The sequence below is a fragment of the Streptomyces sp. NBC_00385 genome, assembly GCF_035917155.1.
Classification (GTDB): Bacteria; Actinomycetota; Actinomycetes; order Streptomycetales; family Streptomycetaceae; genus Streptomyces; species Streptomyces poriferorum.
On record NZ_CP107951.1, the window covers coordinates 7532231 to 7544736 of the forward strand.

A 12506-nucleotide genomic window follows, 5' to 3' on the forward strand; every position below is an offset into this window, starting at 1 on the left:
CGGTGCGGGGCCGTAGTGCGGCCCCGCACCCGGGCGGCTCCGTCAGAGCGCCTTCAGATACTCCGGGACGGCGATCGAGGGATCGAGGTCGTCCGCGGGAACGGGTGTGGCGTAGCCGGGCGCGAGGGGGACGACACCGGCCCAGTGGGGGAGCGCGAGGTCGCGAGCGTCGTCGTTGGGGCCACCGGTCCGGATCTTGGCTGAGACCTCCCGCAGGTCCAGCCGGATCACGGCGGTGGCCGCCAGCTCCTTGTCGTCGGCGGGCCGGGAGTCCTTGGACCGCCCGGGCACGACCTGTTCGACGATCGCGTCGAGGGCGACGCGCCGCTCCTCGGGGTCGGTCACCGTGTGCGCCATGCCGTGGACGACCACGGAACGGTAGTTGAGCGAGTGGTGGAAGGCGGAACGGGCCAGCACCAGCCCGTCGACATGCGTCACCGTCAGACACACGGCCAGCCCCTCGTCGCTCCCGTCCGCCGCCCGCAGCGGGCGGGAGCCGGTCGAGCCGTGTACGTAGAGGCGCTCGCCGACCCGGCCGAAGAGCGTGGGAAGGACGACGGGTGCGCCGTCCCGTACGAAGCCGAGGTGGCAGACGTACGCCTCGTCGAGTATCGAGTGGACCTGTTCCCGGTCGTAGGAGGCCCGCTCCCGGGAACGGGTCGGGACCGTGCGTCCGGTCGCGTCGTAAGCGGTCGCGGGGCCCGGGGCCGTGGTCTGCTGGGGTGCGGTCTCCGGCATTGCGTACTCCATTGCACTAGTGCATAATGATTTTTGTGCTAGGAGAGTATCGGATCAGTGGGCGGCGTGCATCGGAAATTGCCGCCAGTGTGGAGCGGGCGGTCGGTTCGGGTGAGCTGACGCCCGGGCAAGTGCTGCCTCCCATGAGGGAGTTGGCGAGCCGGCTGGGGGTGAACCCCAATACGGTGGCAGCCGCCTACCGCACCCTGCGGGAGCGCGGCGTGATCGAGACGGCCGGGCGCAGGGGCAGCAGGGTCCGGCCGCGGCCGGCGAGCACCGCGCGCGGGTCGGTGCGGGTCGAGGCGCCGCCGGGTGTGCGGGACCTGGGGCAGGGGAACCCCGACCCGGCGCTGCTGCCCGCCCTCGGGGAGGCCTTCGCCTCGGTCGCCGAGGCGTACGCGCGGGCGCCGGGGATGTACGCGCAGGCTTCCGTGGACCCGGAGTTCGCCGCCCTGGCGCGCGCCGGGTTCGACGCGGACGGCGTACCGGCCGGGCCGGTGATCGCGACCTCCGGCTCGCTGGACGCCATCGAAAGGGTGCTGGTCGCGCACCTCAGGCCCGGTGACGCGGTCGCGGTCGAGGACCCCGGCTGGGGCGGTCTCCTGGATCTCGTCCCGGCGCTGGGCATGCGCCCGGTCCCCGTAGCGGTCGACGACGACGGCCCGCTGCCCGACGCCCTCGACGCGGCGCTCGGGGCTGGTGCACGCGCGGTCGTCATCACCGACCGGGCGCAGAATCCGACCGGAGCGGCGATCGGTGCCGGGCGCGCGGCCGAACTGCGGGCGGTCCTCGCCGGGTACCGCGGAGTGCTCCTGATCGAGGACGACCACGGGCACGCCATCGTCGACCTGCCGCTGCACCCCCTGGCGGGTGTCACGGACCGCTGGGCGTTCGTGCGTTCCGTCGCCAAGGCGTACGGGCCGGACCTGCGGGTCGCCGTGTTCACCGGGGACGCCGTCACCGCCGACCGGGTCTCGGGCCGGCAGCGGCTGGGACCCGGCTGGGTCAGCCGGCTGCTGCAGCGGGCGGTGGTGCACCTGTGGACCACGGGCGCGGTCGACACCCGTGAGGTGGCCCGGTCGTACGCCCGTCGCCGGGACGCGCTCGTCCGGGCCCTGGAGGACCGGGGCATCGAGGCGCACGGACGCAGCGGGATGAACGTGTGGGTCCCCGTCAGCGACGAGACGGGTGCCGTGGCGCGGCTGCTGCACGCGGGCTGGGCGGTGGCGCCCGGCGCCCGCTTCCGGATGACGGCGCCACAGGGGATCCGGCTCACCGTGTCGCCGCTCACCGACGCCGACATCGCGCCGCTCGCGGACGCCGTGGCCGCGGCGGCGGGGCCCGCCGACCCGCTGAGCTACGGCTGAGCTACGACCGACTCGGGCGTCGCGGCCCCGGAGCCGTCGCTCGGGTGGTGCGGGGCCTGCTCTGGGTCAGCGCGGCACCCGTCAGGACGACGAGGGCGCCGACCGGGGTGTTCCAGCTGAGCTGCTCGCCGAGCACGGCGACTCCGGCGGCGGTGGCGATCACCGGGATGAAGTAGGTGACCATCTGCGCGGTCGTCGGGCCGACCTCGGTGACCAGGCCGTACTGGAGCAGTACGGCGAGCCCCGTTCCCAGCGCCCCGAGGGCGACCACGGACAGGGTGGGCCACAGCGGGAAGCCGTCCGGTGCCGGGGTGAACAGCGGGGTCACCAGCGCGAGCTGCGCCGTGCCGAGGAAGAGCTGGCTGCCGGTGAGGGAAAGGGCGGACGAACCGCTGCCCGCCAGCGTACGGCGGACGTAGATCCAGCCGACGGGATAGCTCAGTGAGGCCAGGAGCGCCATCGCCGTACCGCCGAGGTCCAGACCGGAGAAGCCCTGCCACGCGCCCAGCACGGTCAGTACGCCGAGAAAGCCGAGCCCGAGACCTGCGACGCGGCGTCGGGTCGGGCGGTCCTCGGACAGGGCGACCAGGGAGAGCGCCATGCCCCACAGCGGTGAGGTCGCGTTGCAGATGCCGGCCAGGGTCGACGGGATGGTCAGTTCCGCGTACGCGAACAGGGAGAACGGCAGGGCGTTGAGGAGGAAGGCGGCAACGGCCAGATGGCCCCAGGTCCGGGCGGTGCGCGGCAGTCGCTCCCGCTTCACCGCCATGGCCACGGCCAGGACCGCGGTCCCCGACAGGAGCCGCCCGAGCGTGACCTGGAACGGTGCGTAGCCATGGGTCCCGACCTTGATCAGGAGGAAGCTGAAGCCCCAGATGAGCGAGAGCGCCGCGAAGCGCAGCCGCCAGTCCAGCGCGGGCCTGCCGGCGGGGGCCGCCGGACCGGCGAGGGGTGACGCCGCTGCGGTCTGCTTGATTCCCGGGGTCACGGTGGCCGGGGTCCCCGGCGCGGGCGGTGCGCTCATGAGGTCAACGATGACGAAAGCAATCTCGTAGCACAAGTGAGACTTTGTGCGAGTGTCCGCGTAGCATTGCTTACATGTTGAACTTGGAGCGGCTGCGCACCCTGGATGCCCTGGCCCGGCTCGGTTCGGTGAGTGCCGCCGCCGAGGGGCTGCACGTCACCACGTCCGCCGTCTCCCAGCAGATGGCGAAGCTGGAGCGGGAGGTGGGGCAGCAGCTGCTGGCCAGGAACGGGCGCGGGATCCGGCTCACAGACGCGGGACAGCTGCTCGCCGACCACGCGGCCCGGATCCTCTCGCAGGTCGAACTCGCCCAGTCCGACATCGAGGCCCAGCGCGGCGAGGTGGTGGGCGAGATCCGGCTGGGCGCGTTTCCCACCGCCGCGCGCGGGCTCTTCCCGTCGACGCTCGTCGCCCTGCGCGCCGGCCATCCCGAACTGCGGGTCCGTACGCTGGAGCTGGAACCCGAGGACGGGATCCGTGCCGTACTGAGGGGCGACATCGATCTCGCCGTGGTGCTGGACTGGAGCAACAAGCGGCTGCCGGTTCCGGGCGGCCTCGCCCGCGAGCGACTGCTCGACGACGCGCCGGACATCGCCATGCCGGCCGGTCATCCGCTCGCGGAGCGCGACAAGGTCGACCTGGAGGACTTCGCCGACGACGACTGGGTGTCGTGGCCCGAGGGCGAGTTCTGTTACGACTGGCTGATGTTCACCCTCCGCTCCAAGGGGATCGAACCGCGCATCGCCCACCTCGCCGGCGAGCACCACACCCAACTCGCCCTGATCGCAGCGGGAATGGGCGTCTGCGTGGCGCCCCGGCTGGGCCGCGGGCCGGTGCCCGACGGGGTGCGGCTGGTTCCGGTGCGGCAGAAGATGCGACGGCACGTCCACGCGGTGTGGCGGACGGACGCGGACCGGCGCCCGTCGATCAGAGCGGCGGTCGCGGCGTTGCGGGAGGCGGGGCGGGAGCTGGACGATCCGCTGAGGGACCTCTGAGCCCTGTGCTCACGGGCCGGCCAGCTTGCCGAAGTCCCAGGACGTGACGGCGTCGGGTGTGAGCCGCATCCAGGCGTGCCGGCCGTCGTGCGGCATCGTCTCCATGCCGAAGTACTTCGCCGCGAACAGCTTCTCGGGAACGGTGAGTTCGGGGCAGGCCTCGCCGGTGCGCGGTGCCTCGCCGACGAAGACGGCCTCGCCCGAGAGCTCGATGCCGCGCAGCTCTCCGTACTCCACTCCGTCATCGACGACGACGGAGAGCCTCGGGTCGTGGCTCAGGTGCGACCAGCGCAGGCTCCGGGTGATGGAGTAGAGCCAGAGCGACGTGCCGTCCCAGCAGAACCAGAGCGCGCCGACGTGCGGCCGGCCGTCCGAGCCGACGGTGGCGACCCGGCAGGTGCGCTGGTCGGCGAGGTAGGCGTCGCGCTCCTCGTCCGTCATCATGATCCGGCGACCCCGCCGCTGACTGACGGCCATGGGAAGCCCCCTTCTGTTAGCTGACTGTGTGTCAGGAATCATGGGGCCTCTTCCTTCATCACGCAATGGAGGTTAGCCTCGCGCGCCCGTTCCGTTCGTCGAGAGGGGCAGCCGTGCCGAGCAGGGAACAGCTAGCCGAACAGACCGATCCGGCGACCACCGTGCTGCTGACGGTGGAGTGCCAGCAGGGTGTGGTGGGCCCCGGCAGCGCGCTGCCGGAGCTGGCCAAGGAGGCCAGGTCGTCCGGGGCCCTGCACAACGTCGCCCGGCTGGTCTCCGCCGCCCATGAGGCGGGCGTCCAGGTCCTGCACGCGGTGGCCGAACGCCGACCGGACGGCCGGGGCGCCAACAGCAACGCCCGTCTCTTCCGTGCCGCGGGCCGCCTCCCCGTACAGCAGCACTCCGGCAGCACGGCGGTACGGATCGCCGAGCCGATCGAGGTGGCGGACCAGGACCTCGTCGTCCGCCGGCTGCACGGGCTGTCGCCGATAGCGGGCACCGACGTGGACGCCCTGCTCCGCAACTTCGGCTGCCGGACCCTCGTCGTCACCGGCGTATCGGCGAACGTGGCCATTCCCAACGCGGTCTTCGACGCGGTGAACCTCGGCTACACCGCGGTGGTGCCGTCCGACGCCATCGCGGGGGTGCCCGCCGACTACACCCCCGCGCTGATCCGCAACACCCTCGCCCTGGTCGCCACCGTGACCACGACCGACGAGCTCCTCGGCTGCTGGCTGAGCGGTCGTACCAGGGAAAGGAAGTGAGGCGACGGCAGGGCGGCCGGGCTACGACGCCAGGCTGATCGAGTCGCCCTCGACCGTGATCTCGGTGGCGGGCAGCGGTGTGGTGGCAGGACCCGCCTTGACGTCGCCCGTCGCCACGTCGAACCTGCTGCCGTGACACGGGCAGTTGATGGTGCCGTCGGACACGGTCGAGACGGTGCATCCCGCGTGCGTGCACTTCGAGGAGAACGCCTTGAACTCACCGGCCGTGGGCTGGGTGACCACGACCCCCTCGTCCTTGAAGATCGCGCCACCGCCCTCCGGGATGTCGGTGGTCTTCGCGAGAACGGCGCCCCCGCTCGCGGCCCCGCTGCCGTTGGTCTGCTTGACGGCATCGGATCCGGACGACTCCTTCGAGCTGCCGCACGCGGTCAGTACGGCAGCCACCGAGACGGCGCCGGCCGCCGTGACGACGGTCCGGCGCCCGATACGGGCCTCGTGGTCCTGCGATGCGCTCATACGGGCGCTCCCTCTCTGCGGTGTTCATGGATCCGACGCTTCGTCCAGGGGTACGGGCAGCCGGTGATCCGTGTTCAAAGGTCCAGGGACTTCCTCAGGAAGTCCCGCTCCAGCAGCAACAGGTTGCTCGCGGTCTGCTCCTGGCCGACCAGATGGCCGGCGCCCGACAGCGGCAGAACCGTGTGCGGCCTGCCCGCCGCGAGCAGCGCTGCGGAGAGCCGCAGCGTGTGCGCCACGGCCACATTGTCATCGGCAAGACCGTGCACGAGCATGAGCGGCCGGGTCAGTGCCGCCGCCTCTTCCAGGAGCGAATTGCGGGTGTAGTTCTCGGGCCGCACGTCCGGGTGACCCAGGAAGCGTTCCTCCCAATGGGTGTCGTAGAGCCGCCGGTCGGCAGGGGCCGCACCCGCCACCGCCGCGTGGAAGACCTCCGGGTGCCTCAGCACGGCCGCCGCCGCCAGGTACCCGCTGAACGACCAGCCGCGCATCGCCACCCGGGTCAGGTCGAGGTCCGGGTAACGGGCAGCCGCCGCGTGCAAGGCGTCGATCTGGTCCTCCAGGACGGCCGTGAGGCGGTCGCCGTGCACCGACTTCTCCCACGCCTCACCACGCCCTGGGGTGCCCCGTCCATCGGTGACCAGCACGGCGAACCCCTGCTCGGCGAACCACTGGGCGACCGCGACCCACCAGGCCCGCACCTCCAGGACGACCTGCATGCCGTGTCCCGCGTAGGGACTGAGCAGCACCGGCAGCGGACCGTCGCCCTGCCGGTGCCAGGAGGGCAGGTAGAGCCTGCTGCGCAGGTCCCGCTCGCCCAGACTCAGGGCCAGCGGCCGCGGGGTGACGAGGGGTTCCTCGACCAGGACCGCGACGGAGCCCGTCGGCACCCCGGCGCGCAGCACCGTCACCGTATGGCCGTCCGGCGTCCTGCTGTCCAGGACCACCGTCGGTCCTCCGACGGCCGCCGTGTGGACGCCGGGTGCGCCGCTGACCCGTACGAAACCGTCGTCGGGATCGTCGCGGGCGTACGACCAGACATGGATCTCGGTCGGTTCCTCGCCCGCCGTGAAGAACACCCGCCCGTTCGCCGTGCCGATCACCTCGCGGACCTGAAGGCCCGGCGGTGTCGTGACACCGCCGATGTCCAGCCCCTGGGTGTCGCCGCCCGGCCGCGCGGGAACGACGAGCGCTCCGGAGCCCAGACGCGACGGTGTGCCCGGGCGCAGGGCCACCCAGGCGGGGTCATGGGTCCGGTGCGAGGTGCGCGCCGCGCCGGACGCCTCGTCCACCTCCAGGACGTGGACCGACCGCTGGTCCCGTGTCTGTACGGTGACGAGCGGCCCGTGGTCGTCCCAGCCCGCCGCCACGACGTACTCGAACGCCCGGTCCGTCCACACGTCTTCGGGGTGTCCCTCGCCGGCCTCCCCGGGCAGGCGGACCTCGGTCCGCTCGCCGGACACGCGCATCAGATGCAGCGAGACCTCGGCGTTCGCCGTGCCCGCGGCCGGATAGGCCACCACACGGGGCGGTCGCTCCGGGTTCGCTGGATCGGCGATGTAGCGCTTGCGGACCTGTGCCGTGTCCACCCGGGCGACCAGGAGCGCATCACCGCGGGGCGACCACCAGTAGCCGCGTGAACGTCCGATCGACTCCTGAGCGACGTAGTCGGGCAGCCCGTACGTCACGTGCTCGCCGTCCGGTCCGGCCAGCGGGCGGTCTTCGGTCCCGTCCGCCCGTACGGTCCGCAGCGCGCCCCGGGACACGTACGCGATCAGGGAGCCGTCGGGGGAAGGGCGCGGATCGACGACCGGTCCGGCCGTCGCGATGCGGAGCGGGGCGCCGCCCTCGGTACGCAGCACCCAGAGGACTCCCTGGAGGGCGAAGGCCACCAGTCGCGCGGCGGAGTCGGTGGCGTAGGACACCACCCCCGAGGACGTCTCACGGGCCCGTTCCCGCCGGTCCCTTTCCTCGGGCGGCGCCTCGCCCGGGGCGCCGCCCGCGAAGCCGGGCCCGAGAGGATCGGCCAGGAGCCGCTCCGCACCGTCCTCGTACAGCCAGAGTCTGCTCACGGGATCGGTGCCCGAGGTGCCCCGGAGGAACAGCACGCGCTGGCCGTCGGGGGAGACGGTGAACTGCCGGGGCACGCCGAGCGAGAAGCGCCGGGTGCGGGCGAACTGGAGCGGGAAGCGTTCCGCGGCCGTCGCGGGCGCGCCGACGGTCGCGCCGTAGGGGGGATTCATGGCGACACCATGACAGGTGGAAATACGCTCGATCCATCCCGGTCCACCCGCATACGGTGCGAGGTTCCGCTCCGGCGGGGCAGGAGCCCTGCGGAATCCCGCCCTGTCGCGACGAAGCCCCGCACCGACACGCGACAGGTGCGTGCGATGCGGGGCTCGGTGACCCGGTGACCCGGTGATCAGTGATCAGTGATCGGTGATCAGTGCGTCGGGGCTGCGGCGGACTTCGCGGCCGCGGCGCTCTCCTCCGCGAGGCGCTCCATGCCGCTCTGCGTCTTGAGCGGCTTCTCCTTGATGAACAGCACGGCGACCAGCGCGAGGAGCGCGAAGGGGGCGCCGATCAGGAAGACATCGGCGGTCGCGACGCCGTACGCGTGCTCGACCACCTGGCGGGCCGGTTCGGGGAGCGTGCTGAGGTCGGGAACGCTGTGTCCGGCACCCCCGTTGTCCGCGGCCCCGCCGAAGCCCTTCTCCATCTCCTGGGCCACCCGGTGGCCGAGTACCGCGCCCAGCGCACTCGTACCGATCGCGCCGCCGAGGCTGCGGAAGAACGAGAGCACCGAGGTGGCCGCACCGAGCTCCGAAGCGGGTACGTCGTTCTGGGCGGCCAGCACCAGGTTCTGCATCAGCATGCCGACGCCGACGCCGAGCACGACCATGTAGAGGCTGAGCACGCCGAACGAGGAGTCCGCGCCGATCGTGGACAACAGGCCCATGCCCGCCGTCATGATGATGCCGCCCGCGATCAGGAAGCCCTTCCACTTGCCCCGGGAGGAGATGATCTGGCCGGCGACGGTCGTGGAGACCATCAGACCGAGGATCATCGGCAGGCTCATGAGGCCCGCGACGGTCGGCGTCTTGCCGAGCGAGATCTGGAAGTACTGCGAGAGGAACACCGTGCCGCCGAACATGGCGACGCCGACGAGGAGGCTCGCCACCGTCGTCAGTGCCACGGTGCGGTTGCGGAAGATGGTCAGCGGGATGATCGGCTCCTGGACCCTGGACTCGACCAGGACCGCGGTGGCCAGCAGGACCACTCCGCCGGTGACGAGTGCGGCGGTCTGCCACGACGCCCAGTCGAACTGGTTGCCCGCGAGGGTCACCCACAGCAGCAGGGCGCTGACACCGCTCATGATGAGCACGGCGCCGAGATAGTCGATCTTCACTTCCCGTCGGACCGTGGGAAGTTTCAGCGTCAGCTGGAGCAGCACGATGGCCAGCAGCGCGAACGGCACCCCGATGAAGAAGCACCAGCGCCAGCCCAGCCATGAGGTGTCCACGAGCACACCTCCGATGAGCGGGCCCGCGACGGTGCCGACGGCGAACACGGCGCCGAAGATGCCGGAGTAGCGGCCGAGTTCACGCGGCGGGATGATCGCGGCCATCACGACCTGGGCGAGTGCGGTGAGACCGCCCGCGCCGATGCCCTGCACGACGCGGCTCACGATGAGCAGCCCGACGCTGTGCGAGAAGCCTGCGACGAGTGAGCCGACGACGAACATCGACAGCGAGAGCTGGATGAGCAGCTTCTTGTCGTAGAGGTCGGACAGCTTGCCCCAGATCGGGACGGTCGCCGTCATGGCGAGGAGTTCGGCCGTGACGACCCAGGTGTAGGCGGACTGGCTGCCGTTCAGGTCGGAGATGATCCTGGGCAGGGCGTTGGAGACCACGGTGGAGGCCAGGATGGCCACGAACATGCCCGCCATCAGGCCGGACATGGCCTGGAGTATCTGGCGGCGCGTCATGCCGGGCGCGGCCCCCTCGGGCGCGCCGGCGGTACCGGCTTCGGGTGTGACGGCAGCGGTCATCGGCTGACGTTCCTCATTTTCTGGTGACTGGTTCTGTGGTGACTGGTTCGGTGGGGCGTGGATCTGCGGGCATGGATCTGCGGGGCGTGGATCTGCGGTGACCGGTGACGGCCTTCGCGCCTTCGGGACTTCGTGTCCTCAGGTCTTCAGGCCGGTCGCCAGTGAGGCGAACGCCTCGCGGTACAGGCTCTGGAAGGTGCGGGTGCGGCCGGAGGCCACCCACACCTCGACGGTGGCGCGCACGGCGGCGATCGCCACATGTGCGAGCAGGCGGGGCTGGAGATCCGTCTCGGGGTCCTGGCCCAGACGCTCGGCCAGGACGGCGACCAGGGCGCGCTCGTCGGCGCCCTGGGCGGCCAGGAACCCCGGGAGCAGGGAAGGGCTCGTCCTGAGCACCGCCATCTGGAGTTCCCAGCGTTCGTGGTCCTCCTCGACCTGGGCGAGCTCCTGGGCGAGCGCCTCGCTGAGGGCTTCGAGTGCGGTGAGGTGCTCCGGCGCGTTCAGCACGGCCCGACGGGTCCGCTCGGCGCTCTCGTGTCCCGGGCGGGTGATCGCGTCCTCCAGGCACGGGAAGTAGTTGAAGAACGTGCGTACGGAGACGCCGACCGCGTCGGTGACCGCTTCCACGGTCACGTGCTCGATCCCACGGGCCGCGGCCATGCGCAGGGCCATGTCGGCAAGGGCGTCGCGTGTCGCGCGCTTCTTGCGTTCGCGCAGCCCGAGGGAGGCGTGGTCGTCGGCACTCATGAAGGTGCATGCTATGCAATTTTGCGTGCTGGGCAAAATTTGAAAGCGCCCGTTCCGGGGCGGCCCGTCGGCCACCGGAGTGAGTGCGGGCAAAAGAGGCGGTGCGCATCTCTTCACTGGGCTCGGGGGGCGCTGTTACATTCCGGAAAACAAGAATTCATTTCAGTCTGTGGCTGGAGGCACCCATGACGGCTGTCCAAGACGCTCCCCATGTGCAGACACCGGTTCGTCGCGAGCTGCCACCGTCGATGGTCGAGCGCATGACTCTGATCATGGACGTCTTCGAGGGCAGGGCGGCCCGGCTCTCGCTGGAGGAAGTGGCTCGCTCCACGCAGCTGCCCAGGTCGACGGCGCACCGGATCCTCGACCAGCTGGTACGGCTGCGCTGGCTCGAGCACACCGCCCTCGGTTACGGACTCGGCCGCCGCGCTCTCGGCCTCGGCGGCGGGGACGGTACGCACGGCAGGATCCGGGAGGCCGCGGCGGCCAGGCTGCACGACCTGCAGATCAAGACCGGCCTGGTGGTCCACCTGGCCGTCCTGGACGGGGCGGAGGTGCACTACCTCGACAAGGTGGGCGGCCGCTTCGCCGCTGCCGTGCCCTCCCGCGTGGGCGGCCGGGCGCCGGCCCACTCGACCGCGCTCGGCAAGGCCATGCTGGCCTGGCTCGAACCGGAGGACGTCGAGGCCAGGGCCGCCGAGTCCATCGGCCGTCTGACGCACCGCACCATCGCCGACATCGGCACCCTGCACCAGGAACTCAACCGCATCCGGCGCCGCCACGGCCTCGCCTTCGAACGCGGTGAGTGCTTCCCGGACATCGCCTGTGTCGCCGCCGCCGTCCGCGGCCCCGAGGGGCCGATCGCCGCGATCTCGCTGGTGGGAGACGCCTGGTCCCCGCTGGAGAAGGTGGCACCCCTGGTCGTGGACGCGGCACGGCAGGTGTCGCGCGAGCTGTTCCCCGAGCCGGAGACGCCGGTCAGGGGCGCGCGCAGGCCCGCCGCGGTGCCGGAGGAGACGTGGTCCCCGCAGGCCATGGACCGGCTGCTCGCGGTGGAGCAGTACGGAGACTGGCAGTAGCCCGCGCGCAGTCGGAGGGCCCCCGCGCAGGCGACGTATACGGCCGGGGCCCGCCCTCTCTCACCCCCAGTGGTCGCCCCAGCCCCACGGGACGGGGGGCGCAGCAGGGCTTGCGACCCCGAAGCCGCCACGGAAGAAGAGCATCGGCTGCCGCTCGGACACGGTCTCCAGGGCCAGGACCCGGCCCACCACCACATCGTGGTCACCCGCGCCGTGCACGTCGTACACATCGGCGTGCACCCGGGTCAGGACGCCGGGCAGGGACGGCGTACCCCAGCGGGACACCTCCCAGTCCAGCCCTTCGAACTTGCGGCCCTTGCTCGAACCGAACCGGCCGCACAGATCGGTCTGCTCCTCGGTGAGGATGTTCACCGTGAACCGGCCCGCCTCCCGGATCCTCGGCCAGGCCCGCCCCCGGTGGTCCGCGCAGAACAGGACCAGGGCAGGTTCCAGCGACACCGACGCGAAGGACTGGCACGCGAAGCCGGCGGGAACTCCGTCCCGGTCGGTCCCCGTCACCACGGTGACCCCGGATGCGAAGGTGCCCATGGTGCGCCGCATCCGGGCAGGGGTCGGCTCGGTCTCCTCGCATGCCTCGGGCGCGGACAGGGGCTCTGCGGTCATCGGGTTCACCTCGACGGGGACGGGGCGGTGGTGTGCCCGGGACCGGGCAGGGGGCCGAAAGTAGGACAGCGGCCGAAGCGCCGGGGGGCAGTTCCCGATGAGTGGAACGGCCCCGGGCCGTGGGCCGCCGCAGGCCGCCCGTACCCCGGCCGCCGTACGCATCCCG

12 protein-coding genes are annotated in these 12506 nt (G+C 71.7%); 4 read left to right on the forward strand and 8 right to left on the reverse strand.

Annotation, left to right across the window (positions count from 1 at the left end; translation table 11 throughout):
- Nucleotides 1–42: 42 nt before the first annotated feature.
- Nucleotides 43–738, reverse strand: a complete 696-nt coding sequence (locus OG959_RS33570) for a pyridoxamine 5'-phosphate oxidase family protein (protein ID WP_326664509.1) — start codon at nt 736–738, stop codon at nt 43–45.
- 35 nt (nt 739–773) lie between these two features.
- On the opposite strand from OG959_RS33570, the gene OG959_RS33575 reads away from it, so the two are divergent.
- The gene (locus tag OG959_RS33575) at nt 774–2105 is read left to right on the forward strand and encodes an aminotransferase class I/II-fold pyridoxal phosphate-dependent enzyme (RefSeq protein WP_326664511.1); all 1332 of its coding nucleotides are present in this window, start codon (nt 774–776) and stop codon (nt 2103–2105) included.
- A gap of 1 nt (nt 2106) precedes the next feature.
- Here the strand turns inward: OG959_RS33575 and OG959_RS33580 are convergent, their stop codons facing one another.
- A complete protein-coding gene (locus OG959_RS33580; protein ID WP_326664513.1) occupies nt 2107–3129 on the reverse strand; it encodes a DMT family transporter in 1023 nt (340 codons plus the stop codon).
- A 74-nt stretch (nt 3130–3203) separates the two neighbouring features.
- On the opposite strand from OG959_RS33580, the gene OG959_RS33585 reads away from it, so the two are divergent.
- Nucleotides 3204–4124, forward strand: a complete 921-nt coding sequence (locus OG959_RS33585; RefSeq protein WP_326664515.1) for a LysR family transcriptional regulator — start codon at nt 3204–3206, stop codon at nt 4122–4124.
- Between the two features lie 9 nt (nt 4125–4133).
- Here OG959_RS33585 and OG959_RS33590 read toward each other — a convergent pair whose 3' ends face one another.
- Nucleotides 4134–4601, reverse strand: a complete 468-nt coding sequence (locus OG959_RS33590; RefSeq protein ID WP_326664517.1) for a pyridoxamine 5'-phosphate oxidase family protein — start codon at nt 4599–4601, stop codon at nt 4134–4136.
- Between the two features lie 113 nt (nt 4602–4714).
- On the opposite strand from OG959_RS33590, the gene OG959_RS33595 reads away from it, so the two are divergent.
- Nucleotides 4715–5365 carry a cysteine hydrolase gene (locus tag OG959_RS33595; RefSeq protein WP_326664519.1) on the forward strand — a complete coding sequence of 217 codons (651 nt, stop codon included), beginning with the start codon at nt 4715–4717 and terminating at the stop codon, nt 5363–5365.
- Nucleotides 5366–5386: 21 nt separating this feature from the next.
- Here OG959_RS33595 and OG959_RS33600 read toward each other — a convergent pair whose 3' ends face one another.
- The 4 genes from OG959_RS33600 to OG959_RS33615 form a co-directional block, all read right to left on the reverse strand.
- Nucleotides 5387–5842, reverse strand: a complete 456-nt coding sequence (locus OG959_RS33600; protein ID WP_326664521.1) for a Rieske (2Fe-2S) protein — start codon at nt 5840–5842, stop codon at nt 5387–5389.
- 74 nt (nt 5843–5916) lie between these two features.
- Nucleotides 5917–8082 carry a S9 family peptidase gene (locus OG959_RS33605; protein WP_326664523.1) on the reverse strand — a complete coding sequence of 722 codons (2166 nt, stop codon included), beginning with the start codon at nt 8080–8082 and terminating at the stop codon, nt 5917–5919.
- Nucleotides 8083–8282: 200 nt separating this feature from the next.
- Nucleotides 8283–9890, reverse strand: coding sequence for an MDR family MFS transporter (locus tag OG959_RS33610; RefSeq protein ID WP_326664525.1), 1608 nt, complete (start codon nt 9888–9890; stop codon nt 8283–8285).
- Between the two features lie 138 nt (nt 9891–10028).
- Entirely contained in the window at nt 10029–10637 is a 609-nt protein-coding gene (locus OG959_RS33615) for an acyl-CoA-like ligand-binding transcription factor (RefSeq protein ID WP_326664527.1), read from the reverse strand.
- Nucleotides 10638–10885: 248 nt separating this feature from the next.
- Here OG959_RS33615 and OG959_RS33620 point away from each other — a divergent pair, with 248 nt between their 5' ends.
- On the forward strand, nt 10886–11716 hold the full coding sequence (locus OG959_RS33620; protein WP_442805763.1) for an IclR family transcriptional regulator: 831 nt from the start codon (nt 10886–10888) through the stop codon (nt 11714–11716).
- Nucleotides 11717–11776: 60 nt separating this feature from the next.
- Here the strand turns inward: OG959_RS33620 and OG959_RS33625 are convergent, their stop codons facing one another.
- On the reverse strand, nt 11777–12340 hold the full coding sequence (locus tag OG959_RS33625; RefSeq protein ID WP_326664531.1) for a flavin reductase family protein: 564 nt from the start codon (nt 12338–12340) through the stop codon (nt 11777–11779).
- Between the last annotated feature and the right edge of the window lie 166 nt (nt 12341–12506).

Excerpts from the sequence above, each read along its gene's own strand:
- OG959_RS33620 (WP_442805763.1), top strand. The coding sequence starts at position 10,886 with ATGGTCGAGCGCATGACTCTGATCATGGACGTCTTCGAGGGCAGGGCG.
- OG959_RS33615 (WP_326664527.1), bottom strand. The coding sequence starts at position 10,637 with ATGAGTGCCGACGACCACGCCTCCCTCGGGCTGCGCGAACGCAAGAAG.
- OG959_RS33610 (WP_326664525.1), bottom strand. The coding sequence starts at position 9,890 with ATGACCGCTGCCGTCACACCCGAAGCCGGTACCGCCGGCGCGCCCGAG.
- OG959_RS33585 (WP_326664515.1), top strand. The coding sequence starts at position 3,204 with ATGTTGAACTTGGAGCGGCTGCGCACCCTGGATGCCCTGGCCCGGCTC.
- OG959_RS33590 (WP_326664517.1), bottom strand. The coding sequence starts at position 4,601 with ATGGCCGTCAGTCAGCGGCGGGGTCGCCGGATCATGATGACGGACGAG.
- OG959_RS33570 (WP_326664509.1), bottom strand. The coding sequence starts at position 738 with ATGCCGGAGACCGCACCCCAGCAGACCACGGCCCCGGGCCCCGCGACC.
- OG959_RS33625 (WP_326664531.1), bottom strand. The coding sequence starts at position 12,340 with ATGACCGCAGAGCCCCTGTCCGCGCCCGAGGCATGCGAGGAGACCGAG.
- OG959_RS33580 (WP_326664513.1), bottom strand. The coding sequence starts at position 3,129 with ATGAGCGCACCGCCCGCGCCGGGGACCCCGGCCACCGTGACCCCGGGA.
- OG959_RS33600 (WP_326664521.1), bottom strand. The coding sequence starts at position 5,842 with ATGAGCGCATCGCAGGACCACGAGGCCCGTATCGGGCGCCGGACCGTC.
- OG959_RS33605 (WP_326664523.1), bottom strand. The coding sequence starts at position 8,082 with ATGAATCCCCCCTACGGCGCGACCGTCGGCGCGCCCGCGACGGCCGCG.